Raw genomic sequence first — 25710 nt, forward strand, 5'->3', positions numbered from 1 at the left:
AAGCTCGCCAAGCGACGGGCACAGGGAAGAGCCGCCTACACCGACGCTAAATCCCGCGACAGCTAAGCGATGGCGGTTTCCTGACCACGCTTACGTTACAAGTATTCTCCTCAATTCTTCTTCGGCGTCTAGTGGAATTTTGACACTTCCCAGAAGCCAATCAACACGTTCACTTACGAGCTCAGTTATCTCAGAGTCCTTTAATTTTTCTAGGAGGAGATAAAGGTAGGAATTACCAAATCCGGCTATGACGGGTGCAACGGCGGGAGGTGCTGGCCGCTCCAGATCGGAACCATTTCGGAAAAATGGGAAATTCCACGAATAAATAACGTCTTCCAAGTTTTCGCCGATCAGTCCGAGTGAACCATCCGGTATCTTCATGGATCGAATTTGACGTTCCGGGCGTTGCACGATTACATCACGGTAGGGCTGCCCATAGAATTCTGTCAGCCCATCATCCGAGAAGTCGTTGCCGACGATCCAGTCTAAGCCAACCGTCCTCCGACGGAGTTCAAAAACAAGCTGATCGAATTTGAACAGATCATCATTTTCGTTGGCGTAGGAGAGAAGCCCGTAACGACTATCGGGATGTCCCATTTGGTTCACTCTAGCGATAAGGCTTTCAAGAGGGCGATCATTCCATAACTTTTGAGAGAGTTTGTCCGGCCTTCTTAGGTTGGTTACTGCTAAGTCTCCGAATACCTCCTTATGTTTACACCAGAGCTTTTCAATATCGTGGTTGTATCCGCTCTTTACCGATACCCCATTTAGGATAAGGCCAGCCTTGAGAAGCTTTTCGATTGTTTGGAGCGCTTGCCACCAAAATTCTTCACTGATCCCGTAGGTATTTGTAAATCTCGCAAGAAAGTAATTCAGATCGGACGGCACCACAAAAAACTTGTACGCAAAGACTGACTTGAAGTGATTCATCGGGATATCGAACATCGGCGTTCCTTACAGGAGCTCATTAAATTAGGTGGTCGGAGATCATCTTTTTTACATGAACGTGAACGTCGATCCACATGATAGACCTTCACGGCAGTGAATACCGGTTCTGGCTTAACTCTGAGACGCTCAAGGCATGCCAACTGCGGTTGTCGAGGCACACCGGGCGAACGGCCGGTTTGTCGAACAAGGTGGTCGCTCGTCCCGTCACTATGGCTTGTGAACGAAAGGCCGGTTTCAAGGAGCGGCTTTGAGGCGGCGGCGAACGGCAGCGTCGTCGGCGGTGCTATTCGTTGAGTAAACCGCCGTCGATGGCCTTGGTCAGGGCCACCCTATTGTCCGCCGCGATCCACCAGACCTTTCTCGCTGCATCCCAACGAGCACCGAGAGCCTTCGCTTCGTCTTTGCGCGCGTACGGAACGCTCAGCTCGACGCGTGTTGCTTGATCGACATTCGCGCCAATCTGCCTGCGATCATGCCGCGCAAGGGTTGCCGCTACTGCCGCGTCATCCGGCGAACGCAGAGGGGCATTTGAAGCCCAAGTCGGCGGGTCGATCTGCCGCCAGGTCTTGTAGGTACCTGCTGCCGACAGCCTCGCCAGTTCTTCCTGCAGTCTGCCATCGAGCGTGTAAATGTCAGCTAACACCGGCGGATTGCCGAAATACGGCGCCGGCCCGTTCGGCTCGCCCATGCCGACCACCCTTGCACAGGTACTTCCCCAGGTCGTTCGCCGCAGCCAAAAACCTGGGCCGCCATGCGCCACATACATCTGAAATATGTTCGGTTGGTCCTGTGGGATATCCATGATGAAGATCGAACTTTTTCGCTGGGTAGTTTCTACGACTTGCAGGGAGGCAAAAACGTATCAGCTCGTCGGTTTAGGTACAATTGACAGAATTGCTCGCGAAATTCGGGCGCTTGATTGCTCGCTGCGCTCGGCGGTGTTGGGCTGACAGTCTGCGGAATTTTGAATCTCAACACGTGGAACAACGCGGGAAAGCAGGTGCAGTCCTCCAGTGTAGTCATCAAGACACCCTTGCGGGGCATGGCATTCAGGCCGATATTTTGGTATCGACAGGCTTATGAGAAATGGCGCGGTCGCTTCTCACATTTCTATCTTTTGAGGTGTTTTCGGAGATTCTCGCATGGGGGCGCGTATGATCAGAACCAGTCCGCTTATAGTGTCCGCAACTCTGCTGGCGGGTCTGGCTGCTTGCGGCCAGAACGCAGCGACGGCCGAGGCCGAAACGGAGAATGCGGCGGGAGCACAGGTCCTTGTGCAGAACGCCGTCGCGTCCACCGTCGCCGAAGATGCAGGAAACACCGGACCCGTTGCCGCCTTGGAAACGGCTGCGGCCAGCGTTCCTGCGCCAGCCACTACGACGGTCGCGACCCTTCCCTTGAGGCGCGGTTATTATGTCAGGTCAGAGACGCCCTGCAATCAGGCATCAAGGGCGGACGTGTTTTCGCTGGTGACGCGAACGGGCATGAACCTGAACTGCACGTTCAAGAAGATCGAAAAGACGGGAGCGACGACGTTCCGGGTAACGCAAGAATGTGCGGACGAAGGCGCTGCATGGGGCCGGGGGGATGGGACCGAGACGTCCACGGACACATACGAGATTCCGAACGAAACCAGCTACAAGGTGACATATGAAGGCGGCTACGAGAGCAGCGCTCGCTATTGCGCCCAATCGAGCATGTCACCCGAATATCGCGACAATGACATCAGCGATGTAATGCGCTGACGCCGGTGGCAGCGCATTACATCGCTTCTCGCCGTGAGCCTTAAAATCGCGGTCCTCCGTCTTGGCATCGCCGGAGCGGAGGCCCCCGTTACCATTCAAGTCTCCGACCCGCCCCTCATATGCTGTCCATGAATGTGCGACGGCTTTCGGCGAGACGAGCTGAGCCAGCGAATGACGGCTAAGGCGGCGGATTCTGTCTTCGACGAGTACCGATCACAATCCCAGTCCACGTTGCCGTCCAAAGGACCAGTCCACACCGCCGCCCGGCGTCATCGTGCCGGAGACGTGGCGGCCGAGATGCTGTTCGAGCGCCGGCCGCCAGGGAACGAGCTGGAAGCCCAGCCCATTGTCGATCATGGCGAACCGGCCTGAGGCCAGCGTCACCCGCTGTCGATAGATACCCGCGACATGATCGCCGGGCTTCGATGGCAGAGGCGCGAGGCCAGTGCGGTTCACAAGGTCGGTCTTGATGTGCAGCATCTCCCGGTCTTTGAGCGTCTGGATCAACGCGCGGGCGAATATGACGCGGCCACCCCGTCGTTCCGCCAATCCCTCATTGACCAGCTGGTCGGCGCGCGACTCCATGGCGGCGGCGACTTCCGCGCCGAAACCGCCTCCCAGAACAGGCTGCTCGCGTGCGACGAGATTACGATCGAGCCAGGTCGCGCCATCGGCGCTGATCTGCTCGCCAAGCGAAAGATCGGAGCGTGTCGCGAGCGAATGGCGCCGCTGTCCCCTGGCATCGTCCCAGGAGCGCAGCTCGACGATGGCGCCGGGCTTCGCGTCGCCAGTCATGTCGATATCGTCGAACCGGAGATGGTGGGTGCGACCATCGATGCCATCGACAACGGCATAGGCGCTGCCTTTGAGTTCATCATAAAGCCCGCGATCAACCAGACGACCCACGATCGGATCGATCGGCGGCGCTTGGTGGATCGCGAAGCGGGACACGTCGGGGTTCGGTGTGTCCCTGGCCATCGCCTTGTGCATCGTCTTGATGATATCGCCGCGAACACCGAGATCGCGCAGCGTGTCTTCCAGACCCGGCTTGATGGTCCAGGCTGCGGGACCGAGCGGATCGACCAGGCCCATGGCCTCCAGCTTCTGCGCGCGGCCGACCAGAAGGTGCCGGTTTTCAGGTCCACGTCCATTGGCATCCGGGCGCAGATCAACAATGCCGCCATGGCGATCGGAGATATCCCTCAGGGCGCGATCAAGGCTCGTCCAGCGATCGGCCTGAACCTCGCGGCCGAGTGCGGCCTGGATCTCGCGCTGGGTGCGCGGCCCCATCTCGAGGGTCACGCGATCTTCGGCGCGATGACGGAAGCCCTCGCGGATATAGTCCCGACTTATGACGAGGTCGCGGCCATCGTCGCCGCGGCCACGAACCAGCACATGGATATGCGGGTCATCGGTATTCCAGTGATCGACCGCCACCCAGTCGAGCGAGGTGCCGAGATCGCGCTGTGCGTCCGCCATCAGCTCGCGGGTAAAGGGCCGCAGGTCCTCCATCTCCCTGGCGTCCTCCGGTGAGATGATGATCCGAAAATGGTGGCGATCGTCCTCGCAGCGATCAGCGAAGGCGTTTCCGTCCGCCTGATCGCCAGTCGCGTCGAACAGTCGGCCTGGCGCATCGTCGCGCGTGACGCCTTCGCGTTCGAGATAGCTGGCGTGCCGGGCAAGCGGCGCTGCACGATATTTGACCCCTTGGTGCCGGACAATCCGCATCTTGACGACGACGCGCCGATCCGATGACCTGCGCGCGCGACGAGGGGCTGTCACCCGGCCGCGCCCGAAGCGGGAAGCGCCGCCCCCTTTCCGGCGAGGACTGTATGTGCGACCGCCGCGGCCGCCTTTGTTCGCAGCCCGCAGCACCTGGCCGACGAAGGACTTCGCTTGCCGGCCTTTTGTCCCTCCGTCGCGGGGCCGTCCAGGCCTGACCTGGAACTCGTCGTCGGGGCCGCTCATCGGAGGCTGGAACCATCGGCGCAAAAGCCTGCCAGACGCGGATTGACGAGAATTTCGGCAGTTTCACGAAAACCTGCTGGCAGGACGTTCGAGAAGCCATACGAAAAAGCCCAATCCAACCAACCATCTGGACCGAGCCTGCTGGCGGTCCTTTTATCTTGCGGTGCTCCCTTTCCCTTCCTGGCACCCCGCAGCTTCCCACAAAACCCACGCAAATGGCTCCCGCGCTACGCTTGTTTGCGACCCCGCTGTTCATGACGGCTGCTGACCGGAAAGGGGAATGAACAGGCGATCGCGGGGCTCGGGCTGAGGCGCATTACTCGCGGCCGGCGCGTCGTCGGCCACGTCATCTTCATGCACCGTGACAGCCCCCGATGGACCGGCAGTGTGACGCGGAAACAGCGGCGCCTGCGTCCAGGCAAGCGCATCGGCGGGCGCGCTCGCCAGACCGCCTTGTTGCGCGCCGCCGACCATCGGGGCGAGCATTGCGAGGTAAGCGCGCGTCTCTCGTGGGAGCGGCCGGCCCGTCGCCAGATGCTCATCATAGCGTCCGGGACCGGCATTATAGGCAGCGAGCATGGCGGCGGGATTGCCGTAGCGATCGTGCAGTTCGCGCAAGTACGCCGTGCCTGCGATAATGTTATCGCGCGGTTGATAGGGATTGCGGCCAAGGCGGTAGCGCGCGCGCAGTTCCGCCCAGGTGCCGGGCATGATTTGCATCAGCCCCATGGCGCCTGCGTGCGAGATGGCGGATACATCACCTGCGCTTTCGACGCGCATGACCGCCCATATCCAGCGCTCTGGAATACGGAACCGGCGCGACGCCTCCGCGACATGTGCTGCGATAGGCGAGACATCGGTCCGGGCGGCAGGCTGTTCGTGATCGGCACGCGCGCAAACCGTCGCCGGCGCGCTCGCGAGACATGCGAGCAGCGCCAGCGACAGCGCCCGACGATGCGTTTTCCGGCAGCGCGGACGCATCGTATCAGTTCCGTTCGTCGCGGGATCGCGGGCGGCTGATCGACAGCCGGAACGCAGTCCCTTCATCGTCGACACGGAACAGATGGGCGCGCAACGATTGCTGCGCGAACAGCGGACTCTCGATCTCCATCGAGACATATTCGCCCGCCTTCTCGCCGACCTCCTTCCAGCCCGCGCCGATCCTTGGACCGTTCGCGTCGTCGAGCAGGACACGATAGTCGGGGGCATTTTCCGCGTCACTCTGGTCGGCCGGGACGAGGACAAGCGCCTCATCGATGCCGAGCAGCCTGATGCGGCCTGAATAGCCGTCGGCCGTGGGTTTGAAGATGTTGGGTTGCATTGCCAGTCTCCTTTGCTTTGCGGGGTGGAAGGGAAAAAAACTGCTGGCGCCACGCTCACAGCGGCGTCGCGACGCCGATCACGGTCGAGACGGGAAGCGGGCCGAAGTAGCGACCGTCGAGGCTGTCCTCGCGGTTCGGATTCATGAAGAAGAGCTGGTTGTCGCTGATCGTGCGGCAGCCGTGCCAAACGGGCAGCGGCCGCCCGAAACGATCGCTTGCCTTCGCAGCACCCGTGACAGTCCCGTCGATGCTGATCGTGTCGCCGACCCGGCAAACACGCTGTCCGGCAAGCGCCGCGACAGGTTTGATGAGGGGCAGGCCGAACGGCAGATAGCCGCCGTCGTCGAGATAGCGGGCGATGCGATGCGGGGGCGCCACGACGGCGAGATCGCCGCGCCCCGGCATCTCGCCGGTATGCACCCGATAGAAGCCGATGGGGACGCTCGGGCTGGCGTTCCAGATCAGCCGGGGCTGCGGGTCGATGACCACCGAAATGCCGATGAGAATGATGGACACGGTCATCACCGCGAGGGGTATCGAGCGGACATTCATTGCAGGGCGCCTTTGCGGTTGAGCCAGGCGCGATGGCGCTCCAGCGTATAGGGAAGCGGCGTCTCGCGCGCGGCCAGACGGTTATGGACATGGCGCCAGTAATCCGGCGCGGCGTCGGCAGGATCGACGCCGAGCGCGTCGACCACGTCGATTGCTTCGAACACCCGCTGGACCTTGGGCCAACCGGAGACGCGCAGCAGTATCTCGCCGCCGGGGTCGATGCCGGGAACCGTCTGGTAGGGCTCGCCTGGAATGACGGCGCGCACGATGTCGATGCGGGACACCACGGTGCCGAAGTCGTTGGATGCCCAGCGCACGAACGCGAACACGCTGTCCGGCGCGAATCCGAGGCGACGCCGGCGGCGATCCAGAATCTGGTCTTCGATTGCACGGCCAAAGCGTATCCNGCGCTCGATCTTCTTCTCGATCCAGAGCAGGTCAACGCGCGTGCGATCATCACGGGCGGCGAAGCTCATGGCGCTCTCCCCTGATCATCTTCAGGGAAGGCTTCGGCGAGCATGGCGCGCACGAGATCGGCGAGCGTGATGCCGCGTTGCAGCGCCGCCAGCTTGAGGCGCCGGCGCAGGTCCGGCGTCACGTCGATCGTCAGCCGGGCGCTATTGGCGTTGCGGCGAGGCGATGGTTCGCTGGCCTCTGGCGCGGCGATCCAGGCGTCGGCGGAGCGAGGGCGCGCCGCAAAACCGCGCCGCGACCGTCCGCCGCCGCTCATGGCGCAAGCCTTTCGATCGCATCGGCGAGCGCAGCGACCTCGCGCGCGGCGATGCCATCCTCGTCCAGTTCGCTTGCCAGACGGCCGGTCCGCATGGCCTCCGCGAAAATGACGCGCTGGCCGACATGCTCTGGCAGCAAAGGCGGATCATGGGCTTCGAGGCTCTCGGCGGTGGCGCGGGCGATGATCGTGCGCGCCGGGTAGCGATTGAGCAGGAAGCGCGCGGTGATGGCGGGTTTGAAAATCCGCGCCTGGTCGAGCAACGCCAGCATTTCAGCGGAGGCCCAGCCGTCGAGCGGGGATGGCTGAACCGGTATGAGGATGAGATCCGCGGCGAGCAGCGCCGAACGCAGCAGCCCTGCGACCCTTGGGGGACCGTCGATGATGACATGATCGACGTCACGGGCCAGCGCAGGCGCTTCCTGATGCAGCGTGTCGCGAGCCAGGCCGATGACGCTGAACTGCCTCGGCAGGCCCTCGGCCGCGCGTTGCTCCGCCCAGTCGAGCGCAGAGCCCTGGGGGTCTGCGTCGATCAGCATGACGCGTCTACCCGACTGCGCCCATTGGCCGGCAAGGTGGAGCGCGAGCGTGGTTTTCCCGACGCCGCCTTTTTGGTTCAGAAGCGCGACTATCATCGCGCGTCGTCCACAGGCGCGCGGCCCGTTAGCAAGAATCCGAAGGATTCTAGGTTAGCAATGTTAAGGGGTGAAATCGCCCAATGATTCCATTGTGTTATATACGATTTCGGTTCCTGATAGTCCGAGGATCGGGTTCCCGATCGTCCGATAGTCGCGGTTCCTGATAGTCCGTGTCTCATGGCAACTTATCCACAGGCGGGTAGCCCATTCGCCGCATGGCGGCGTCGAGCGGGTCGAGGGGAATCGGGACGAAGGTGAGCCGCTGTCGGCCAAGCTCGAGGGTGAGCGTCAGCCGGTATCCGGGGAGCGGCTGTCGGCGGACGATATCGCGCAACTCGAAGCTGAAGCGCTTGAGCGGAGACAGAACGCCGGACTTCAGATGCAGATGGGCGACATCGAAGCTCCAGCCATATTGCTGGCGCCCACCATGCTTGCGGCAGATTCGGTAGAGCCACCGCTCAAGGCCGCCGGTCAGGGCGAAATAGGCCCGGTCGATGGTAAGCACGAGCGCATGATCGAGAACACCGGCATAGAACCAGTCCGGCACGATCATCTCGATACCGAGCGCCCGGCCATCGCCATCGAGGCGTTCGCGCCATTCGTTGATCCAGGAAAAACGATGGCGGCGGCGCTGCGCGGGTTGACGGATACTCGTGGCGACGGTCGTCGACTGGAGCCGGTCCAGTCCTGCACGCAGCCGCTCGTAGCTGGCCTTACCGGTGCCGCGCCGTGTGAAGGTCAGGATGTCGTAGGGCGTGGCGGCGATCAGGCGCGAGGTCGGCAGGCCGGCGTCATGCGCCTCGACGATCTGGCTCGCGGCCCAGATCAGAATATCAGCATCCCAGATGGTCGCCATGCCATGTTCCGGGGTCGCTTCGACCTGAATCGAGACCTCGCCCATGCGGAATTCGATCGGTGCGACCCGCTTGCTCTTGGCCAGCGAGAAGAAGGGCCAGCTCATCAGATCCTGAGCATCGCGCGGAGCGACATCCCCACCGGTCGGGCGGAACAGGTCGAGCTGCCGGGTGGAAGCTTTGCGTAGCGACATGGATTACCGCCCGCGATCGCTGGCAGCGCGCCGCCTCGTCGTGGCCAGGCCGGGCCCCGGATCGGATGTCGAGCGCCGCATCCCGGCCGCCGCCCAATCGTCTATGTCAGCAACCGTGTAGACGATGCGTCCGCCGAGTTTGTGGTAGATGGGGCCGGTTCCGAAGCAGCGATGCTTCTCCAGGGTGCGCGGCGAAAGCCCGAGACGCTTCGCAGCATCGGGTGTTCGCAGAAAGCGGGGCGCAGTGTCTGGGACATCAGGCTGCATGATCGGTCTCCGTCGAAGCGCGGGCCATAAGGGCAAGGCGCGTGGTGCTGGAGACAAGGCTGGCGTATGCCGCCCATGCCGGGAGAGAGGGCAAAATCAGCCTGCGGGAAATGTCGCACCGGCGTAGAGCGTCACCGGCTCCGGAGCAGATCGAGATATCCGGTCTCGCTGAGCCGAATGGCCTCATCGCGCAGACGTTGAACCTGCCGGCGTTCATTTGCCGCGCGCCAGTCGGAACCGTGAAGCTCCAGGCCGGGATAGACAGCGGTGTCGGCCAGCTCGCGCGTGCTCAGACCCGCCGCGAGGAGACTCAACAGGTGCAGCAGGAGACTCAGGCGCAGGCGCTGAAATTCCGTTGGCCGGAAAGCGGCGGATTGTCTGCCGCGCGGCGCTCCCTGAAGTCGGCGCAGGAAGCGGTCGGCGGCGGCCCGGCGCAAGGGATAGTCCCCGTCGGGTGAGAGTGCGATGATCGTGCCAGCGCGCATCGCTGGATCAGACAGCCACAGGCGCAGGCGTCCACCGGGATCGTCGATAACGAGGTGGCGACCGCTCTGGTCGGTGTGATCGGCGACGATCGGGCCGAGATCAGCCGGATCAAACGCAGGCGCGGCGGCATAACCTTGGGGCGGAGGCGCCAGCACGACTGTGCCTGGCGCGACGTCGGGGCGCCATAGCGCGGGCGCGGCGGCGGCCGACACATAAGGGTCGATGGGGAAACACCAACCCCCAGCGCCGGACGAAGTCCGCGCTGAGGGTCTTCTCCCGATGTGAACCGTCCGCGATCGTCGATGTCAGCCGATCATAGTCACGGCGGTAATTCTTGTTGTGCCGCAGGAACTCCTGCGCAAAGTCCGCATAATCGAAATTGGCGGTTGCCCCGGCGATCGCTTGCGACCGCCAATCGCTGGCAGTTGGCATCGCACCTCTCCCTGTATCCCGCATTCGGGGTCAGGAGAGTGAGCTTGCCTGCTCTCAGCCAGGCCAGAAGAACCGCCCGAGCGCATGAATTCAACGCCTTGCGGGCGAACCTGCGCGCACGGCGCAGTGATCCCCTGTGGGCGGCGGCGACGGTTCTACTGGGGGCGTCCTTCGAGCAAATGGCGATATCCGACTTCGGTCATCCACCTGGCGCGAGCGAGATGGCTTTCGTAAATGCTCCAGGCGCGCTGGGGATCTGTTGCCGGATCAAGGCCAAATATCACGCGGACAATCTCATGCCAGTGCGCGCCCTCGGCATCCGCTTCGAGCAGGCGCAGATAGGTAACGAAATGGCGTTCGTCATAGGGGTTCACCCGTCTTGTCTGCGGAGGCACGTCGTCAAATGCAGGAATGGTCATTGCGCGACACCTGGCGCCCAGGAGGCGTTGCGATTGTCCCGAAATCGAGGCCCGGTTATGCGATCGATGGGATAAGGCCCACGCACGCAGCGCGCGAACTCCACCCTCTGCCAGATCCTTCCGAAATGGGGTTTCGAGTCGTAAAACATGCTGCGCGTCGGACGCCCCGGCAACAACGGGTGAAGATCAGCTCGACTTGCGGAAGAATTCCATCGGGTCAATGTCGAGGATCGCAGCGATCCGTTCGAGCATGTCGACCGTCGCGGCGTGCTCTTCGCGCTCCAGCATTCCAACATAATTGCGGTTGATCCCGGCACGGTCCGCAAGTTCCTCCTGCGACAAGCCTTTGGCATGACGCATGTGACGCAAGTTGGTGGCGACGATCTCCCGCAAGCTCATGCGGGGGGACGTCGCCGCTCTGCCTAACCCATGGCCACCTAATATACTAGGGAATCGTATCTACGTAACGGCGTATCTGCGGAAATCAGCCAATACGCATCCAAGGAACGCGGGGCCGGCGAGCGGCCCCGCGTCCGTCTCACCGGGCAAAGGGATCAAACTCGCGAACGATGCTTGCCGAATCGCCGTCCCATTCGCTGGCCGGCATCGCGCTGAACAGGCCGCCTTCGGTTCGGAATACGATGATGTTGACCATGAGGCTGCGCGCGAGGCTCCAGGCATAGGCGGATACGGTGTTGAGCGACTTAGACATTGCGGGCTCCTGTCTTTCGTCGCGGGGACCATCCCCGCTCGACAGGCTCCCGAAGTGTCGGGCGCATGGCTGCAATCACCGCACGGGCGCAGCCCGAAGGCCGCACGCTGCGCGTAGCGGACCCTTTATGGGTTGATGGCGAAGCCATGGGTCTGACCAAGGATCAGAGCCAATGAGAGCGGCGGTGGCGCCTGCAAGGAAGCGGAACCGATGGAGGTTCGTTCAGACCGGGTCCGGCTGTGTGGACACTTCCTCATCCTTCCCGGTCCCGTTTGCCGTTCAAGCAGCAATGGTCAGGGCATGGCGGACGTGTGCCGTGCGTCTGGAGGCAAATCAGAACGCAAGGCCGGTTTTGTGTGGGGGTAGTCCGGGGCAGTTGGTTCCGGGCGTCGGCAAAAAAAGAGGCCCGGCGGATTGCTCCGCCGGGCCGCTCCGTCCCGATCAGAACGGAATGTCGTCATCGAGGTCGTTGTAGTTCCCGGTGTAACCTTCGTCCTTCTGCGCGGGCTTGCCGCGGCTGAGGAAGTCAACCGTTTCGGCGATGATCTCGCAGCCATAGCGGTCGTTGCCCTGCTGGTCGGTCCACTTGGTGTAGTGGATGCGGCCCCGGACCAGAAGCTTCATCCCCGACGTGCAATGCTCCTGTACCGTCTTGCCGAGGCCGTTGAAGCAGGTGATGCGGTGCCACTCAGTGTCCTGGACCCGGCGACCCTGTTCATCGCGGACGATCTTTCCGTCTTTGTAGCGGGGACGCGAGGTGGCGAGGCGAATGCTGGTGATGTTGGTGCCGCCCTGGGTGGTGCGGCTTTCCGGGTCTGCGCCGAGGTTGCCGGCGAGAATGACGATGTTCTGCATGATATTGCTCCGTTGCTTCAAGTCCGAGGGACCGTCCCTCCGACGAAGCCCGGTCAAAGGCCGTCCGGTGCCGTCCGCATCGCCGCCTTCTGGCGGCGGCTTGACCCCATAGGCGCGGGAGTGGTGCGGGCAGCCGCGCAGCGGCAACACGGTCCGGCGCCGCCGGGGTTGCTGGCGGAAACGGAACGGACTTAGGGATTCGCAAGTCGGGAGGGACGCTTCCCTTGGACAGGCATGGCGGAGCTATCTGCCATCAACATGCTCGCCTGCGTCAGCGCAAACCTGGAAACTCACTGCACCGGCCAAACAGTAACCTGCGCTGCTCCCGCCGCCCCAGAATGAAGATGGTGGCGAACAGCGGCCGAACCGGGGGGCTGTGCCAGGCGGCAGGCCACGTCTCCGAATTCAACGACGGGCTGACGGAAATCTACAGGATCGCCGGTGGTAGCGACCTGAACGAAGTCGTCCCGGAACCCAGGATACCGGTCAGCAGGATGACAAACGCGGCTAGGATATCTTCGCCCGTCATTGACGCCCTCGCGGTCAAATCGCTCGGTAAGAATGAGGTCCGGGAACGATCGCCACTGATGACGCCGCACTCTGGTGCGCCGGAGCGGCCCGGCGGAGCCAACGACCCACCTCGCAACAATTTGGCCGCGCATCATTCAGGAAATCTCAGCCGATGAGACGGCCTGCACCTGAATTAATCGCGGATCACATGCAGAGCGTTCTTGCCGCCTTTAACGGCCTTGGTCGAAAGTCGACGGTCAAATGTCGCGAGCTTGCCGCCATGGGCCACGGCGAGAGCGAGCAGGTAGGTGTCGGTCACCTGTGCCGAGGTGAGCACCTGATCGGGATCGACGTGGTCGGCATCGACCAGACTGATGTTGTCCGCCCAGAAGCTGTGGCCGGAAAGCGCGCGGAGCTGGGACACGATCGTGGCGACACTTGCCGTCGATCCAGGCGTATTCGGATATTTGGGATGACCGACGATGCGGATTACCCCGTTCTCGGTCAGCGGACAGGTCGCCCAGGATGCGCGTCCTTCAGCGTCGAACCAGCGATGTGCGGCATCGTGGCCGACATGCGCCGGGTCGATAAGGGCGATCAGGACATTGACGTCCAGCAGATATGTCACGGCAATTCGTCACGCAGGGCGTTGACCTGCTCCAGGGTGACGATCGCTTGTGGGTCGCTCACCGGCAGGAGCGGAACGCCGTTGCGAGAACCCGACGCACGGGGACGTCGCAAAGAGCGGCGGGCGAGATCCGATACGACCTCGCCGATGCTCTTACGCTGCTGATGGGCGATCGCCTTCGCAGCCATGAGCACGTCGTCATCAATGGCAAGTGTCGTACGCATCGCACATAGTCCTCAGTAAGCATCAAACATCACGCATCATATAGGCGAACTGGCTTCGAATCTCAATCGAGGGAAAGGCGGCGCTTACGCGCCGCCCAGATGACGGAAATCCCAGACCTTGATGCCGAGCGTCCTGGCCTTGTCGCGGATGTTCGACTGGATGCCGGTGCCCGGGAACACCACCAGCCCCTTGGGCATGGTGGCGAGCATCTCGTCATTGCGCTTGAACGGCGCGGCCTTGCCGAGTTTCCAGTCGGGCCTGATGGGCACGCTGGGGACGCCGCGATTGTCGGCCCAGAGGACCGCGATATGCTCGCCGCCGCTTTCGGTCGCACCATGGATCAGCACCATGTCTGGGAACCTGGCCCGGATCTTGTCGAGGGTCGACCAGATGAGGCGGGTGTCGTTGAACGCCGGGCCCGATGACACCGCGATACGGACGCCTTTCGGCATAAGCACCTGCTTGTCGGACCATTTGCGGTCGTTGATGAAATCCTTGCTGGCAATGACCGCCGAGGTCAGCGCCTTGCGGTTGACCTTCGAGCCGGACCGGGGAAGCCAGGGCTTCCTGATGAAGGCGCGGTACTGGTCGGCGGCGGCATCGCGCAGATATTCGAATGTGTCGCGGCGCTCGATCATGGTCACGCCCTCGGCGATCGTGCGTTCGAGCTCGACCGACTTGACCTCGGAGCCATCCTGTTCGCGCTGCATCCGTTTCTGCGCGACTTCATTATCGTCCAGTTCACGCTCGACCCGCTGGATGCCGTTGTGAAAGACGTTGACCAGTCCCCACAGGATGTCTTCGAGATCGGGTTCGATCCGCGTGTCGATCAGGGCCGATACCATGCCATCGAACATATCGGCCACTGCGCCGTCGACGAGGCGGGATTCGGGTAGCGGCCGCTGATCCGGCTCATCCTCAAAGGGGCGGTAGCCATAGAGCTGCATCTCCTGGAGCAGATAGGCCGTCTGGGATTCGGCGTGTTCGGGTTCGTCAGCGGGAATGTCGTTGCTGTCGTTCATGGGGTGTCGCCTTCGTCTGGGAGCCGCGACCCTCGCGGCCTTCATGGCGACGGAAGGCAGCGGGCCGGACGGCGCGCACACCGCCAAGCGCCAAGCGTGCGCGCGCCCTTTTCGGGCGCGCGCTGGCGGCCGAAGCAAAGCGGAGGACGGACAGACGGGGCTATTTTGCTTCGCGATGCAAAGCGGCCGCTCGCGGCCGCGGCGGAAAATAGCCTCGCCTGTCCGTTGTGCTCGCCGGACGCCTGTTGCTCCTGTCGCCCTCTATGAAGGCGTGGGCGCGGCCTTTTCAGCGGAAATGGCGCCCTATGCTACGACGCAGCTTCGCCGCTGACCGGAAAGCCGAAATTCCGCTTCCCGGCCTTCACCCGGAAAGGAGATGGCGCTCGGCGTCTTCGTCCCTCAGTTGGGACGCCAGATGGGACCGCAACCGATCAGCCCCCAGGCCATGCAGGTCCGAATTGAAATCATCCAGCATCGGCGCAAGCGGGAGCGTTTCGATCCCGGCCTCGACAGCCCTGCGGGTCAACATGCTTTCGGCTGCGGCTCCGGTGGAATCCTCGTCGCGGGCGATATAGAGGCGCCGAAGATCGGGCGGGAACCGGATGGCTGCCAGGTGGGCGCCCGAAAGACCCGCGATCGCGGGCAAATCCGGCATGATCGTGCGGAGGGACAGGATCGTCTCGATGCCTTCGCCGGCCACCATCACCGAACCGGCGCGCCCGAAGCGGACACCGTGACCGAGAAGATGACCCATCGCGCGGCGTGGACAGGCGACTGGCGCTTTGCCGATCGTCGCCGGATCGAGCCAGGTGCGATGGACACCCGTAATCGCGCCGGACAGATCAGTGACGAGCGCGATCATCGCCGGCCAGGCCCGGCGTGTGCCGGGGGAATCCTTCCGGGATGGGCGATAATAGCAGCGCGGATGGAAACGCAGCGGGTCGCCGGCTTGCAGCGGCCCGATGCTCCGCCCTGCGAGATAGTCCGCGACAAGGGTGCCGTGAACCGATTGCGACGCTGCGGCCAGCCGCCGGGCGGCTTCGGGCGTGCCGGACGGTGTCCTGGGTTCCCGCCGTGGTCCGGGTTCGTCTCGCCGGCGTGGCGGTTGCGGCAGGCTGAGGAAACGTCGGGCCTCCTCCAGCGTCTCGCTGAGCCGCGCATGACCGCCCGCAATTGCGATAATGTCGAGCAGATCGCCATGATCGCCGGTCGCGGCATCGGTCCATTTGCCGGCCGCCCCTCCGTCAGGAGAGGCGGCCAGGCGGACATAAAGACTACGACCGGGCGTGTTTCGGGCGTCGCCGACCAGCCAGTATCGGCCTTCCCGATGTCCTTTCGACAGATAGCGGCGGCAGACCGTCTCGGCGTTGTCGGCAAGACGCCGCGCGATTTCGGTAGCGGAGCTTTTCATATGCGCCTCCCGTCACGCAGCATGGCGCTCGCCGACCCGCCGCAGCGGGTGACGATCAAGCAAGCGGGCAAGCACGGAAATGCCTTCGGCCGATACAGGCACGAACAGGCGCAGCTTCCATGAGATGATCTCGGACATCAGGCCGATCGCCTTCAGCCGGTCGCGCATCGTGTCGGTGAACCCGGACAGTTCGATGCGGTCCGCACCCATGACGCGCGCGCGGCGAAGCTGAAGCCCGTCGGCGAGATCGAGGATGGTCTGGCCTTCCATCAGCGCGGTGAACGCGGCGTCGGGCGCCAGGACCGGGCCATTGTCATTGGCCGTGGCGGTCGCGGCCCAGGCCGGCGTTACCCGGCGGCCGACGATGCGCTCGCCGTCATCGGTCTGGAGGCGATAGACGCGGGTCGATTCCTGCGGCAGCCGCTTCCAGATCGGCAGCAGCAGCCCGGTGACGACGTGCATCCTGCTGACGGCGAACTCCGGCACATCGGCGAGCTCCTTCTCCCAGGCGCGGGCGAAGGCGTCGCGCTCCGCCTCGCGCCATTGGGTCTCGGCCATCGCGGCGAGCGGCATCGGCGTCGATTCCATAGGCCGCACGAGGCGCACGCGCGGTTCGATGCTCCCGTCATCAAGCTGGACCCCTCGCGTCGGGATCTGCACGGCGGCGCGGCCTGACTGGGCGTTGACCAGCAGCTTCGCGCGTCGGTCGCGCAGATGATCGAACGCTTCGTCCAGCGTCAGCGGCCGGTTGCGGTCCTTGCGCTCGATCGTCAGCAATCGTGTCTCCGCTCTCGTGCCCGGATGGGTATAGATGGTGGCGCGCTCGACGATCGTGAAGCTCTCGGCCTGAAGCGTCTCCAACCCCAGTTCATAGGTTCCGGACGCGATGGCCCCCTCGATGCGGGCGGACAGCAGATCCTCGAAAGCGGTGAACAGGATGTTCTGGAGTGCGATAGTGAGCGCCAGCATCCGGTTAAGGAAGGTGGTGATCGGCGGGAGATCGTCGCGCAGCCCGGTTTCATCGCCGAGCCGCAGGCCCGTCGCGCTCTCGAACTGCTCGAGCGAACAGCCATCGATCTTGCCCGCGAAGATCAGGCGGTAGAGCTGGCGCAGCGCGTCGGTCGCATACCAGCTTTCCAGATTGTCCTCGGGCCGGAACAGTCCCTGACCGCCGGTCTGGCGCTGGCCGCGCGTGATTGCGCCCAGCGAGTCCAGCCGCCGGGCGATGGTCGAGACGAAGCGCTTCTGCGCTTTGACATCTGTGGTCACCGGCCGGAACAGCGGCGGCTGCTTCTGGTTGGTGCGGTTCGATCGGCCGAAGCCCTGGATGGCGTTGTCGGCCTTCCAGCCCGCTTCGAGCAGATAATGGACGCGCAGACGCTGGTTCCGCGCACCGAGATCGGCATGATAGCTGCGACCCGTGCCGCCCGCGTCCGAGAAGATCAGCACGCGCTTTGCATCGGCCTGAAAGGCGTCTGTCTCGGCGATATTGGCCGATCCCGGCCGGTTTTCGACAACGAAACGGTCGATCCCGTCCGATCCACGCCGCTTGACGATGCGCCGCGAGCGGCCGGTCACCTCAGCGACCATGTCAGTGCCGAAGTGATGGATGATCTGGTCAAGGGCGGCCGGCACCGGCGTCAGCGAGGCAAGGCGCTCGATCATCGCATCGCGGCGTTCAAGTGCTGCTCGCGAGATGACCGGATTGCCGTCCTCGTCGGTGACGGGCCGCGAGGAGAGATTGCCCTCGCTGTCGGTGAACATTTCGTAGAGCTGCACCGGGAAGCTGTGTTCGAGATAGGAGAGGACATACTCGCGGGGCGTGACGTCCACCCGAACATCATCCCATTCCTCCGTGGGAATCTCGGCGAGGCGGCGTTCCTGAAGGGCTTCGCCGGTCGAGACGATCTGAATGATCGCCGCGTGCCCGGCGTCGAGGTCGCGCTCGATACTGGCGATCATGCTCGGCGTCTGCATCGCTGTGATCAGGTGATTGAAGAACCTCTGTTTTGCTGACTCAAAGGCGCTGCGCGCGGCCGATTTTGCCTGGGCATTGAGATTGCTGCCCGCCGCCCGCATCGCGGCGTCGAGATTATTATGGATCACCTGGAACGCCCCGGCATAGGCGTCGTAGATATCGATCTGCGCGGGCGTCAGCGCATGTTCGAGCATCTCATATTCGACGCCGTCGAAAGACAGCGAGCGCGCCGAATAGAGGCCGAGCGCCTTCAAGTCGCGGGCCAGCACTTCCATTGCCGCGACCCCGCCATTCTCGACCGCCGTGATGAACTCGCCGCGCGTGGCGAACGGAAAATCCTCGCCGCCCCACAGGCCAAGCCGCTGGGCATAAGCGAGGTTCTGCACCGTGGTCGCACCGGTCGCCGAGACATAGACGATGCGGGCCTCGGGGAGCGCGTGCTGGAGCCTGAGGCCCGCGCGGCCCTGCTGCGAGGGCGCCTGATCGCCGCGATCGGATTTGCCGCCGGCGGCATTGGCCATCGCATGGGACTCGTCGAACACAATGACGCCATCGAAATCGGCACCGAGCCAGTCGACGATCTGCTTGACGCGGCTCACCTTCTCGCCGCGATCCTGCGAGCGCAGCGTCGCATAGGTCGTGAACAGCACGCCCTCGTCGAGCGTGATCGGCGTGCCCTGGCGGAAACGCGAGAGCGGCGTCACCAGCAGGCGTTCCTGACTCAATGCTTCCCAGTCCCGCATCGCGTCCTGATGCAGCGTTTCGGAGCGGCTCACCCAGACCGCGCGGCGGCGGCCCTTCAGCCAGTTGTCGAGAATGATCCCCGCGACCTGACGGCCCTTGCCCGCGCCAGTGCCGTCGCCGAGCATCCAGCCGCGCCGGAAACGCACGGCATTTTCCGCATCGTCGGGCGCGGCGGTAACGATGTCCCAGGTCGCATCGACGGTCCAGCCGCCCGCGAGATGGTCGCCATGCGCTTCGCCGGCGAGGATGATGGATTCAAGCTGGGCGTCGGAGAGGATGCCATCGCGCACGAGATGGGACGGAAGCGACGGACGGTAGCTCGGGACCGGCGGCGGCACCGAAGCCATCGACGCCGACTGCACCAGCGGGGTCGGATGCGGCTGCGCGCCGGGAATGGTGATCGTCTGGAGCGCATAGGGTTCATAGATCGCGTCGGTCAGCCGCCCGGCGTCGGGCACCGCCTCACTGCACGGCTCATAGGCCAGCTCCACCGCTTCGACCGGCGCGGCAACGACAGCGGGCCGGGATTTGACGGTCCCGCGGGCTGGCCGGACGGTCATCGCGGGCATGGCGATCGGCGTGACCGGCGGCGGAGCATCGGGCGTGGGCGTGCGAGGCGGCACCTGGTCGAGCACCCAGCCAAGCAGGGTCCCCGTATCGGGCGCAACGCCCGGCGCATCGGGGAAGCGGTGCGGATTGTCGGCGGGCACCCGGTCGATCACGGTCAGGCGTGTGTCGATCGTGGTGCCGTGCTTGCGATAGACGCAGCCGTCGATTGCAGCCGAGAACAGCACGCGCCCACGTTCCTGAAGCGCGATGAAGGCTTGCGCGAAGGCGGGATTGTCGGGCGTGCAGGACGCGCCGGTGATGACGACAAGGCGGCCACCAGGGCGGAGCCGATCGAGCGCCGAGCCGACATGGCGCAGCGCAGCATCCTTCATGCGCTTGTCGACATGGGCAATGGCCGAGAATGGCGGGTTCATCACCACCACATCGGGCGCCATCGCCGGATCGAGCCGGTCATGGATGGTCGCGGCGTCATGTGTCGTGACGCCGGCGCCCGGAAACAGCAGGTCGAGCAGTGCGGCGCGGGTTTCGGCAAGCTCGTTGAGTATGAGGCGGCTGCCTGCAATCTCGGCCTGGATAGCGAGCAGGCCGGTGCCCGCCGAGGGTTCGAGAACCCGCTCGCCCGACTGGAAGCTCGCGGCGACGCCTGCAACATAGGCGAGACCGGCGGGTGTCGAGAATTGCTGCAGCGCCTGGGAGGTTTCCGATCGGCGCGTATGGGTCGGCATCAGCCCCGCGATCTTCTCGATCAGCGCGAGGCGTGCTTGCGGATCGGCGTGTTTGCGGAAGATCATATTGGCGTATTTGCGCAGAAACAGGATCTGCGCGGCCTCGCAGGCGTCATAGGCCTCCTTCCAGTCCCACAGCCCTTCAGCGTCGGACCCGCCGAACGCGCTTTCCATCGCGCCGCGCAGCGCTGGCGCAGCGACGGCGCGACCGGATTCCAGGTGCGGCAGAATGAGCTGCGCAGCGGCGAGCAGCTTCCCAGCGGTGTCGGCGAAATGGCGCGCAGCGGCAGGCGGCACGGCGGCGAGCGCCGTGGATCGGTGAAAACTCATCGGGAAATCTCCGGGAGAGGCAAGGGGTCGCGAGTCGGCAGACCCTCTCTCTCGACCCGCCAGGCTCACCCCGTACCGGCCTTCCTCTCGCTCTCCATGGCACGATGCCCCGATCACAGACGCGGGCGGGGCTGCGTTTTTGAGCTGGCCCCTCGTAATATATCTGCTATTCTCGATATATGGATAATGATTCGACCATTCTTGCCCTGGGCGCACTCGCGCAGACGACGCGCCTGGATACCTTCCGACTGTTGGTGCGGCATGAGCCATGCGGCCTGCCCGCAGGCGAGATCGCGCGCCTGCTCGACGTGCCTCAGAACACTTTGTCCACGCATCTCGGCATCCTGTCGCGCGCGGGGCTGGTGACATCCGAACGGCAAAGCCGCTCAATCATCTACCGCGCCGACCTCGATGCATTGCGCGAACTCACCCTGTTCCTGGTGAAGGATTGCTGTGCGGGGAAACCCGAACTTTGCGCGCCACTCGTCGCCGAACTCGCTCCTTGCTGCTGAAGGATTTGCCCTGCGTGACCGACATGATCATCTACCACAATCCCGATTGCGGCACCTCGCGCAACACGCTGGGTCTGATCCGCAACAGCGGCATCGAGCCACATGTGATCGAATATCTGAAGACGCCGCCGTCTCGCGATTTGCTCGTCCAGCTCATCAAGCGCGCCGGGATCAGCCCGCGCGGTCTGCTGCGCGAGAAAGGCACGCCCTATGCCGAACTCGGCCTGGACGATCTTGCACTCACCGACGATGCGCTAATTGACGCGATGATGGAACAACCCATCCTCATCAATCGGCCGCTGGTCGTCTCGCCGCTCGGCGTGAAGCTGTGCCGTCCATCCGAGGCGGTGCTGGCTATTCTCCCCGCACCGCAGCAGGGCGCCTTCGCCAAGGAAGATGGCGAACAGGTCATCGATGCGACCGGCGCGCGTGTGGTCTGACATGGCGAGCGTCACTGCCGATGCGGCGTCGGCCCGTCCCGGCATCTCCTTCTTCGAGCGTTATCTGAGCCTGTGGGTCGCGTTGTGCATCGTCGTAGGCCTCGGCCTCGGCCATGTGCTGCCCAGCCTGTTTGGTTCGATTGCCTCGGCAGAGGTCGCCAACGTCAACCTCGTCGTCGCGGTACTGATCTGGCTGATGATCGTGCCGATGCTGCTGAAGATCGACTTCGCCGCGCTGGGCAGCGTGCGCCGGCACTGGAAAGGCGTCGGCGTCACCCTGTTCATCAATTGGGCGGTCAAGCCGTTCTCTATGGCTCTGCTCGGCACCTTCTTCCTGGGATACCTGTTCGCGCCGCTGCTGCCCAAGGGAGAGGCCTCCGCCTACATCGCAGGACTGATCCTGCTCGCCGCCGCGCCCTGCACGGCGATGGTATTCGTCTGGTCGAACCTGTGCGACGGCGAACCCAATTTCACGCTGAGCCAGGTGGCGCTCAACGACCTCATCATGGTGTTCGCTTTCGCGCCGCTGGTCGGACTGCTGCTCGGCGTCGCCTCGGTCACGGTGCCGTGGGACACGCTGCTGCTCTCGGTCGGCCTCTATATCGTTGTGCCGGTAGTTGCCGCGCAGCTTCTGCGCCGAGCGGTGCTGGCCTCGGGCGGGCAAGCCGCGTTAGACCGGTTGCTGGTCAGGCTCGGACCGATCTCGCTCACAGCGCTGCTGGCGACGCTGGTGCTGCTGTTCGGCTTCCAGGGGGAAGCGATCATCGCCCAGCCGCTGGTGATCGCACTCATCGCCGTGCCGATCCTGATCCAGGTCTATTTCAATGCGGGGCTGGCCTATTGGCTGAGCCGCCGGTTCGGCGTGGCGTGGTGCGTGGCGGCGCCTTCGGCGCTGATCGGCGCATCCAATTTCTTCGAACTGGCCGTTGCCGCCGCCATCAGCCTGTTCGGCCTCAAGTCCGGCGCGGCGCTCGCCACCGTTGTCGGCGTGCTGGTCGAGGTGCCGGTGATGCTGTCGGTCGTGGCGATCGTGAAGCGTACCCGCGGCTGGTATGAACAAGGAAGCATCGCTTGACCCGTATCCGCGCGCTATCCGACCCGGACCATCTGCCCGCGCTCGATCGCCGCTATATCCATGAACGGCCCGCGCTGGCGCTTGGCGCCGATGAACCGCCACCGCGTATCCTTCTGCTCTACGGGTCATTGCGCGAGCGCTCATTCTCCCGGCTCGCGGTGGAGGAAGCGGCACGGCTGCTGCGCCTGTTCGGCGCCGAGACGCGGATATTCGATCCATCGGATCTGCCGCTGCCTGACCAGCACGCCGGCGACAATCATCCCGCCGTCCACGAACTGCGCCACCTGTCGATGTGGTCGGAGGGGCATGTCTGGTGCAGCCCGGAACGCCACGGCCAGATCAGCGGCATCATGAAGACGCAGATCGACCATTTGCCGCTGGAATTCGGTGGAATGCGCCCGACGCAGGGCCGCACGCTGGCGGTCATGCAGGTGTCGGGCGGCTCGCAATCGTTCAACGCGGTCAACACCCTGCGCCTGCTCGGGCGCTGGATGCGCATGGTGACGATCCCCAACCAGTCGTCGGTAGCTATGGCCTATAAGGAGTTCGGCGAGGACGGGCGGATGAAGCCGTCGAGCTATTATGACCGCATTGTCGATGTGATGGAGGAACTGGTCCGGTTCACGGTGCTGCTGCGCCCGCACGTGTCGCAGCTTGTCGATCGCTATTCGGAACGAAAATCCGCGAATCTTATCGTCGATGCGGCAAAAGATTTGTCCGCCATTGCGATCCGATAGCCCGTTCCGCGGCAGTATCACCCAGGGAAACTCTGCCCTGCGATCAAAAAAAGGGCGACCCCATGCCGAGGTCGCCCCGATGTTCAGACTTCCTTGTGCCGGACCTCGTCGATCACAAAGCCGAAGCGCCCGACGACATATTCTCGGGATGGCACGAGGAAGCGCCGTTCATGACCATGATCGCGGCGTCCTCCGAGCCGGGCGATGCAATCCGTCATGTCCGGATGGTCTTTCGAGTGGATGGCGGACACGACGACCCAATCCTGCCGATGCTTCTGATGAAACAGCCGCCGATCATTCTCGACGGATTCACCGGGCTTGAGGAACCGGCCGTGGATCGCTTCCCAGCAGTTTGGATAATAGTCGCGCAGCGTCTTCTCGGCATGACGGCGTTCATAGGCCGTGAAGAGATGGGGAAAGCCTGCCGCGACCTTCGACCATTCCGCATCTTCCTCGTACCAGCCTCCGGCAACGCGAAGGGCGGCGGGCATTTTTGCGTTTCGCGCGCGGTCCAGCTTGAAACCGCCATGGCTGGCCGTGGAGTGGAAGACCACGCCGTCGGCGTAGATCTCGTTCGACTGGGATTGGCCCCAGGGTGTCGATCGCCGGCCGCCGCAGCGTTTGCGATCGAGCCGGAGCAATTCCTCTCGATGCTGCACCAACTCGGCGATGTGATCGTGGAACCCCACAGCATCTGCGACCATGGCGATTGCGCCATGGAAATCATCGCGCCGCCATTCGCTCATCGGCTTGCTGAGCCGCCAGGCGTTCGCGATCCGCAGTCCGCGCGGGCCGGGAATGGCCGCATAGGCGGTATCGTCGACTAGCGCGGCGAGATCGCCATCGGCGGTGCGGCCGTAGGTGGCCGCGACAGAAGGCGCCGGGTTCATGCCGCCCTCCTGATGGTCGAGACGACGGGCTCATCCTCGACAAGCTGAAGGACGAGGTTGGAGTAGCGGTTCTGGGCCGCCCAGCTTTCGGCATCCGCCATATTGACAGCAAGATGCCGTAGCTCGTCCTTGCCGTTCCAACGGGTGAGAACCCGCACCATGCCCGGCTGCGGCAATTCGAGGACTTCGAAGCGAAGGTCAGTCGTGACCATATAGTGACGACGTACGACAAGGACCGGCGTGAAACCGGACATGAAGGTGCCCTCATGGAGCACGAAGCTTGCCGAGTAGGTCCTGCCGCCGATTGCCGCCGCAGGCGACTTCTCTACGAGCCGGCCAGTGCTGTTGCGCGTCTGCCAGTCCCGTAGCTTGCGGGTGTGCCGGGCCGGCGGCTGCGGGGCGCCATCGAAGTAACGCAGAACGGCCCCGAGTGGCGCCACGGCGTGAACCGCATCGCCATCGAGAATGATGGACGTCGCGCCCGTAACAGGGGCGTTGCCAGTTCTTTCGATCATGTGAGATCTCCGGGAGAGCAGTGAGGAAGCGAGCCGCCGACCGCTCTCTCTCAAGCCGGCCGGCTCACCCGCTTCCCCGCCACCCTCTCACTCTGGCGGCCGACCCGGAGACGGAGGCGACAGCAGACCGATCACTCCCGAAGCGACCCGGCGGCTATGTCAGCCAGCCACTCCACAGCTTCTTCCAGGTCTGCGTCATCCTCTTCGACAAGACGCGCAAGCGCGACAGCGCCGTTTCGGCCCAATTGGCCGAGGCGCTGAAGAGTAGCGAGCAACACGGGCGCAAGCGCCTCCGGAGTGGCGTTTTCGAACTCGGAAATCTTCATGGATCAGTCTCCATTATTTGGGGAAAAGGCCCGAGCGCAGAGTGCCCGGGAGTTGATCGCCGGCAGTAATCCGCCGGCCTGCGCCGTTCAGTGGGCAGCGAGTTTGCGATCGGCGGCGAGAGAAATCGCTCGCGTTGCGGCCTTGAAGGCGGCTTCTCCCTCTTCATGGGAGAGATCGCTGGCCGCCTTCACGTCGAGGGATGCCTGACGAATATCGGCGTTGCTTACATCTATGATCTGGAGACCATCCGGCGCTTCCGCCTCGAAGACCACCTCCACGGTAGCGCGGACATGCTCCTCGCAGAGGCGGAGCAGGACATGCGAGCCGAGACCTGGCTCAACGCCGAGCGGCCCATATTCGGCGATGCCGAGCATTTCATCGAGCATGGACTCGGTGCTGCGCGCCATGATGTCGTCGGCTGTGATCAGCACGGCCATGCCGCCGAAACCGTCTGGCCGCATCTTCGTGCAGGTCCAGGCGGACATGACCGAGACATACGCGAGCGTGGAGGACCGCCGGACGATGCTCTTGAAAAACACCTCCCAACCGGAAACCGACAGGTCCAGTTGCAGGTAGGCGTCATCATCATCGAGTTCGGCAAGGCGCGCCCGGACCGTGTCTGCTGCCGTGCTCTCAACATCGCCGGACAAGGCGAGCGCGGCGCGGACCTCATCGACGGGATATGCGGGCATGTCATTGGCGCCCTGTTCGGCATAGAAATAGAGGCCATCTCCATCAACATCGCTGCTGAAGATGCGCGAGAGGATCAACCGCTCGAGCGCGGTCATGGCGCTCAGCGGAATGGTGGGCTGGACCACCATGGAACAGAAATAATCAGCCATATCGGATCTCCGAAAACGCGAAAGCCCGGCGCGTGGCCGGGCTGAGAATGGGGTTGAGTTGAAGAAGTCGGTGCGGAATGAGGCAGCGACTGCCGACCCGTCCCGCA

General features: G+C 63.6%; 32 protein-coding genes. 6 read left to right on the forward strand and 26 right to left on the reverse strand.

Annotation, left to right across the window (positions count from 1 at the left end; genetic code table 11):
* Positions 1-90 precede the first annotated feature (90 nt).
* Positions 91-945 carry a hypothetical protein gene (locus BHE75_RS23245; RefSeq protein WP_084653094.1) on the reverse strand — a complete coding sequence of 285 codons (855 nt, stop codon included), beginning with the start codon at positions 943-945 and terminating at the stop codon, positions 91-93.
* A 286-nt stretch (positions 946-1231) separates the two neighbouring features.
* The gene (locus BHE75_RS23250) at positions 1232-1636 is read right to left on the reverse strand and encodes a DUF5710 domain-containing protein (RefSeq protein WP_139181698.1); all 405 of its coding nucleotides are present in this window, start codon (positions 1634-1636) and stop codon (positions 1232-1234) included.
* 115 nt (positions 1637-1751) lie between these two features.
* On the opposite strand from BHE75_RS23250, the gene BHE75_RS24445 reads away from it, so the two are divergent.
* Together BHE75_RS24445 and BHE75_RS24040 are read left to right on the forward strand one after the other, a co-directional pair.
* Positions 1752-1898: a hypothetical protein gene (locus BHE75_RS24445; RefSeq protein ID WP_191225179.1), complete on the forward strand. Its 147-nt coding sequence runs from the start codon at positions 1752-1754 to the stop codon at positions 1896-1898.
* Positions 1899-2102: 204 nt separating this feature from the next.
* Positions 2103-2693 carry a hypothetical protein gene (locus tag BHE75_RS24040; protein WP_139181699.1) on the forward strand — a complete coding sequence of 197 codons (591 nt, stop codon included), beginning with the start codon at positions 2103-2105 and terminating at the stop codon, positions 2691-2693.
* 213 nt (positions 2694-2906) lie between these two features.
* Here BHE75_RS24040 and BHE75_RS10105 read toward each other — a convergent pair whose 3' ends face one another.
* From BHE75_RS10105 to BHE75_RS10185, 20 genes are all read right to left on the reverse strand, one after another.
* Positions 2907-4661, reverse strand: coding sequence for a relaxase/mobilization nuclease domain-containing protein (locus tag BHE75_RS10105; RefSeq protein WP_070933777.1), 1755 nt, complete (start codon positions 4659-4661; stop codon positions 2907-2909).
* A 252-nt stretch (positions 4662-4913) separates the two neighbouring features.
* A complete protein-coding gene (locus BHE75_RS10110; RefSeq protein WP_070933778.1) occupies positions 4914-5642 on the reverse strand; it encodes a lytic transglycosylase domain-containing protein in 729 nt (242 codons plus the stop codon).
* A 4-nt stretch (positions 5643-5646) separates the two neighbouring features.
* Positions 5647-5982, reverse strand: a complete 336-nt coding sequence (locus BHE75_RS10115; RefSeq protein ID WP_070933779.1) for a DUF736 domain-containing protein — start codon at positions 5980-5982, stop codon at positions 5647-5649.
* Positions 5983-6037: 55 nt separating this feature from the next.
* Positions 6038-6535, reverse strand: a complete 498-nt coding sequence (locus BHE75_RS10120) for a S26 family signal peptidase (protein ID WP_070933780.1) — start codon at positions 6533-6535, stop codon at positions 6038-6040.
* Positions 6532-7011 carry a DUF2840 domain-containing protein gene (locus tag BHE75_RS10125; protein WP_070933781.1) on the reverse strand — a complete coding sequence of 160 codons (480 nt, stop codon included), beginning with the start codon at positions 7009-7011 and terminating at the stop codon, positions 6532-6534. Before BHE75_RS10125 ends, BHE75_RS10120 begins: the two co-directional genes overlap by 4 nt.
* Entirely contained in the window at positions 7008-7265 is a 258-nt protein-coding gene (locus BHE75_RS10130) for a ribbon-helix-helix protein (RefSeq protein WP_070933782.1), read from the reverse strand. The genes BHE75_RS10125 and BHE75_RS10130 overlap by 4 nt, the downstream gene beginning before the upstream one ends.
* Positions 7262-7900 (reverse strand): ParA family partition ATPase, encoded by a 639-nt coding sequence (parA, locus tag BHE75_RS10135; RefSeq protein WP_070933783.1) that lies wholly within the window; start codon positions 7898-7900, stop codon positions 7262-7264. The genes BHE75_RS10130 and parA overlap by 4 nt, the downstream gene beginning before the upstream one ends.
* Before the next feature lie 178 nt (positions 7901-8078).
* The gene (locus BHE75_RS10140; protein ID WP_070933784.1) at positions 8079-8951 is read right to left on the reverse strand and encodes a replication initiator protein A; all 873 of its coding nucleotides are present in this window, start codon (positions 8949-8951) and stop codon (positions 8079-8081) included.
* Between the two features lie 3 nt (positions 8952-8954).
* Positions 8955-9218 (reverse strand): helix-turn-helix transcriptional regulator, encoded by a 264-nt coding sequence (locus tag BHE75_RS23255; RefSeq protein WP_084653099.1) that lies wholly within the window; start codon positions 9216-9218, stop codon positions 8955-8957.
* A 131-nt stretch (positions 9219-9349) separates the two neighbouring features.
* Positions 9350-9916 carry a DNA -binding domain-containing protein gene (locus BHE75_RS10145; protein ID WP_070933785.1) on the reverse strand — a complete coding sequence of 189 codons (567 nt, stop codon included), beginning with the start codon at positions 9914-9916 and terminating at the stop codon, positions 9350-9352.
* Positions 9813-10160: a transcriptional regulator domain-containing protein gene (locus BHE75_RS24950; protein ID WP_368073064.1), complete on the reverse strand. Its 348-nt coding sequence runs from the start codon at positions 10158-10160 to the stop codon at positions 9813-9815. Before BHE75_RS24950 ends, BHE75_RS10145 begins: the two co-directional genes overlap by 104 nt.
* 131 nt (positions 10161-10291) lie before the next feature.
* The gene (locus BHE75_RS10150; protein WP_070933786.1) at positions 10292-10555 is read right to left on the reverse strand and encodes a DNA -binding domain-containing protein; all 264 of its coding nucleotides are present in this window, start codon (positions 10553-10555) and stop codon (positions 10292-10294) included.
* Positions 10556-10741: 186 nt separating this feature from the next.
* Positions 10742-10954 carry a helix-turn-helix domain-containing protein gene (locus tag BHE75_RS10155; RefSeq protein WP_070933787.1) on the reverse strand — a complete coding sequence of 71 codons (213 nt, stop codon included), beginning with the start codon at positions 10952-10954 and terminating at the stop codon, positions 10742-10744.
* 139 nt (positions 10955-11093) lie between these two features.
* Positions 11094-11267, reverse strand: a complete 174-nt coding sequence (locus BHE75_RS24450; RefSeq protein ID WP_191225180.1) for a hypothetical protein — start codon at positions 11265-11267, stop codon at positions 11094-11096.
* A 441-nt stretch (positions 11268-11708) separates the two neighbouring features.
* Positions 11709-12122, reverse strand: coding sequence for a single-stranded DNA-binding protein (locus BHE75_RS10160; RefSeq protein WP_070933788.1), 414 nt, complete (start codon positions 12120-12122; stop codon positions 11709-11711).
* 703 nt (positions 12123-12825) lie between these two features.
* The gene (locus tag BHE75_RS24050) at positions 12826-13260 is read right to left on the reverse strand and encodes a TA system VapC family ribonuclease toxin (protein ID WP_070933789.1); all 435 of its coding nucleotides are present in this window, start codon (positions 13258-13260) and stop codon (positions 12826-12828) included.
* Positions 13257-13484, reverse strand: coding sequence for a CopG family transcriptional regulator (locus BHE75_RS24055; protein ID WP_070933790.1), 228 nt, complete (start codon positions 13482-13484; stop codon positions 13257-13259). Before BHE75_RS24055 ends, BHE75_RS24050 begins: the two co-directional genes overlap by 4 nt.
* 84 nt (positions 13485-13568) lie before the next feature.
* A complete protein-coding gene (locus BHE75_RS10175; protein WP_070933791.1) occupies positions 13569-14507 on the reverse strand; it encodes a DUF2493 domain-containing protein in 939 nt (312 codons plus the stop codon).
* A gap of 361 nt (positions 14508-14868) precedes the next feature.
* Complete coding sequence (locus BHE75_RS10180) at positions 14869-15918, reverse strand: DUF7146 domain-containing protein (RefSeq protein WP_070933792.1); 1050 nt, start codon at positions 15916-15918, stop codon at positions 14869-14871.
* 12 nt (positions 15919-15930) lie between these two features.
* Positions 15931-20265: a bifunctional class I SAM-dependent methyltransferase/DEAD/DEAH box helicase gene (locus BHE75_RS10185; RefSeq protein WP_070933793.1), complete on the reverse strand. Its 4335-nt coding sequence runs from the start codon at positions 20263-20265 to the stop codon at positions 15931-15933.
* A gap of 179 nt (positions 20266-20444) precedes the next feature.
* On the opposite strand from BHE75_RS10185, the gene BHE75_RS10190 reads away from it, so the two are divergent.
* Genes BHE75_RS10190 through arsH form a run of 4 tightly spaced genes read left to right on the forward strand, consistent with a single transcriptional unit; the run spans position 20445 to position 23029 of the window.
* Entirely contained in the window at positions 20445-20777 is a 333-nt protein-coding gene (locus BHE75_RS10190) for an ArsR/SmtB family transcription factor (protein ID WP_070933794.1), read from the forward strand.
* Between the two features lie 23 nt (positions 20778-20800).
* Positions 20801-21217 (forward strand): arsenate reductase (glutaredoxin), encoded by a 417-nt coding sequence (arsC, locus tag BHE75_RS10195; RefSeq protein WP_070935724.1) that lies wholly within the window; start codon positions 20801-20803, stop codon positions 21215-21217.
* A 1-nt stretch (position 21218) separates the two neighbouring features.
* Complete coding sequence (gene arsB / locus BHE75_RS10200) at positions 21219-22292, forward strand: ACR3 family arsenite efflux transporter (RefSeq protein WP_070933795.1); 1074 nt, start codon at positions 21219-21221, stop codon at positions 22290-22292.
* Positions 22289-23029 (forward strand): arsenical resistance protein ArsH, encoded by a 741-nt coding sequence (arsH, locus tag BHE75_RS10205; RefSeq protein ID WP_070933796.1) that lies wholly within the window; start codon positions 22289-22291, stop codon positions 23027-23029. Before arsB ends, arsH begins: the two co-directional genes overlap by 4 nt.
* A gap of 83 nt (positions 23030-23112) precedes the next feature.
* Here the strand turns inward: arsH and BHE75_RS10210 are convergent, their stop codons facing one another.
* The 4 genes from BHE75_RS10210 to BHE75_RS10225 form a co-directional block, all read right to left on the reverse strand.
* On the reverse strand, positions 23113-23775 hold the full coding sequence (locus BHE75_RS10210; RefSeq protein ID WP_254684413.1) for a DUF7007 domain-containing protein: 663 nt from the start codon (positions 23773-23775) through the stop codon (positions 23113-23115).
* Positions 23776-23915: 140 nt separating this feature from the next.
* Positions 23916-24434 (reverse strand): hypothetical protein, encoded by a 519-nt coding sequence (locus BHE75_RS10215; protein ID WP_084653101.1) that lies wholly within the window; start codon positions 24432-24434, stop codon positions 23916-23918.
* 131 nt (positions 24435-24565) lie between these two features.
* A complete protein-coding gene (locus tag BHE75_RS10220) occupies positions 24566-24760 on the reverse strand; it encodes a hypothetical protein (protein ID WP_070933798.1) in 195 nt (64 codons plus the stop codon).
* Between the two features lie 87 nt (positions 24761-24847).
* The gene (locus BHE75_RS10225; protein ID WP_070933799.1) at positions 24848-25603 is read right to left on the reverse strand and encodes a hypothetical protein; all 756 of its coding nucleotides are present in this window, start codon (positions 25601-25603) and stop codon (positions 24848-24850) included.
* Positions 25604-25710: the final 107 nt, after the last annotated feature.

Origin of the sequence: Edaphosphingomonas haloaromaticamans (assembly GCF_001853345.1) — a bacterium.
Classification (GTDB): Bacteria; Pseudomonadota; Alphaproteobacteria; order Sphingomonadales; family Sphingomonadaceae; genus Sphingomonas_E; species Sphingomonas_E fennica.

What these genes read in the sequence shown, in the direction of transcription:
- BHE75_RS10215 (WP_084653101.1), bottom strand. Translation starts at nt 24,434, where the DNA reads ATGATCGAAAGAACTGGCAACGCCCCTGTTACGGGCGCGACGTCCATC.
- parA (WP_070933783.1), bottom strand. Translation starts at nt 7,900, where the DNA reads ATGATAGTCGCGCTTCTGAACCAAAAAGGCGGCGTCGGGAAAACCACG.
- BHE75_RS24450 (WP_191225180.1), bottom strand. Translation starts at nt 11,267, where the DNA reads ATGTCTAAGTCGCTCAACACCGTATCCGCCTATGCCTGGAGCCTCGCG.
- BHE75_RS23245 (WP_084653094.1), bottom strand. Translation starts at nt 945, where the DNA reads ATGTTCGATATCCCGATGAATCACTTCAAGTCAGTCTTTGCGTACAAG.
- BHE75_RS24445 (WP_191225179.1), top strand. Translation starts at nt 1,752, where the DNA reads ATGAAGATCGAACTTTTTCGCTGGGTAGTTTCTACGACTTGCAGGGAG.
- BHE75_RS10220 (WP_070933798.1), bottom strand. Translation starts at nt 24,760, where the DNA reads ATGAAGATTTCCGAGTTCGAAAACGCCACTCCGGAGGCGCTTGCGCCC.
- BHE75_RS10105 (WP_070933777.1), bottom strand. Translation starts at nt 4,661, where the DNA reads ATGAGCGGCCCCGACGACGAGTTCCAGGTCAGGCCTGGACGGCCCCGC.
- BHE75_RS10155 (WP_070933787.1), bottom strand. Translation starts at nt 10,954, where the DNA reads ATGAGCTTGCGGGAGATCGTCGCCACCAACTTGCGTCACATGCGTCAT.
- BHE75_RS10120 (WP_070933780.1), bottom strand. Translation starts at nt 6,535, where the DNA reads ATGAATGTCCGCTCGATACCCCTCGCGGTGATGACCGTGTCCATCATT.
- BHE75_RS10210 (WP_254684413.1), bottom strand. Translation starts at nt 23,775, where the DNA reads ATGAGCGAATGGCGGCGCGATGATTTCCATGGCGCAATCGCCATGGTC.
- arsC (WP_070935724.1), top strand. Translation starts at nt 20,801, where the DNA reads ATGATCATCTACCACAATCCCGATTGCGGCACCTCGCGCAACACGCTG.
- BHE75_RS24950 (WP_368073064.1), bottom strand. Translation starts at nt 10,160, where the DNA reads ATGCGGGATACAGGGAGAGGTGCGATGCCAACTGCCAGCGATTGGCGG.
- BHE75_RS10190 (WP_070933794.1), top strand. Translation starts at nt 20,445, where the DNA reads ATGGATAATGATTCGACCATTCTTGCCCTGGGCGCACTCGCGCAGACG.
- BHE75_RS10225 (WP_070933799.1), bottom strand. Translation starts at nt 25,603, where the DNA reads ATGGCTGATTATTTCTGTTCCATGGTGGTCCAGCCCACCATTCCGCTG.
- BHE75_RS10180 (WP_070933792.1), bottom strand. Translation starts at nt 15,918, where the DNA reads ATGAAAAGCTCCGCTACCGAAATCGCGCGGCGTCTTGCCGACAACGCC.
- arsB (WP_070933795.1), top strand. Translation starts at nt 21,219, where the DNA reads ATGGCGAGCGTCACTGCCGATGCGGCGTCGGCCCGTCCCGGCATCTCC.
- BHE75_RS24040 (WP_139181699.1), top strand. Translation starts at nt 2,103, where the DNA reads ATGATCAGAACCAGTCCGCTTATAGTGTCCGCAACTCTGCTGGCGGGT.
- BHE75_RS10185 (WP_070933793.1), bottom strand. Translation starts at nt 20,265, where the DNA reads ATGAGTTTTCACCGATCCACGGCGCTCGCCGCCGTGCCGCCTGCCGCT.
- BHE75_RS10110 (WP_070933778.1), bottom strand. Translation starts at nt 5,642, where the DNA reads ATGCGTCCGCGCTGCCGGAAAACGCATCGTCGGGCGCTGTCGCTGGCG.
- BHE75_RS10140 (WP_070933784.1), bottom strand. Translation starts at nt 8,951, where the DNA reads ATGTCGCTACGCAAAGCTTCCACCCGGCAGCTCGACCTGTTCCGCCCG.
- BHE75_RS23250 (WP_139181698.1), bottom strand. Translation starts at nt 1,636, where the DNA reads ATGGGCGAGCCGAACGGGCCGGCGCCGTATTTCGGCAATCCGCCGGTG.
- BHE75_RS10160 (WP_070933788.1), bottom strand. Translation starts at nt 12,122, where the DNA reads ATGCAGAACATCGTCATTCTCGCCGGCAACCTCGGCGCAGACCCGGAA.
- BHE75_RS23255 (WP_084653099.1), bottom strand. Translation starts at nt 9,218, where the DNA reads ATGCAGCCTGATGTCCCAGACACTGCGCCCCGCTTTCTGCGAACACCC.
- BHE75_RS10175 (WP_070933791.1), bottom strand. Translation starts at nt 14,507, where the DNA reads ATGAACGACAGCAACGACATTCCCGCTGACGAACCCGAACACGCCGAA.
- BHE75_RS10115 (WP_070933779.1), bottom strand. Translation starts at nt 5,982, where the DNA reads ATGCAACCCAACATCTTCAAACCCACGGCCGACGGCTATTCAGGCCGC.
- BHE75_RS10150 (WP_070933786.1), bottom strand. Translation starts at nt 10,555, where the DNA reads ATGACCATTCCTGCATTTGACGACGTGCCTCCGCAGACAAGACGGGTG.
- BHE75_RS10130 (WP_070933782.1), bottom strand. Translation starts at nt 7,265, where the DNA reads ATGAGCGGCGGCGGACGGTCGCGGCGCGGTTTTGCGGCGCGCCCTCGC.
- BHE75_RS24055 (WP_070933790.1), bottom strand. Translation starts at nt 13,484, where the DNA reads ATGCGTACGACACTTGCCATTGATGACGACGTGCTCATGGCTGCGAAG.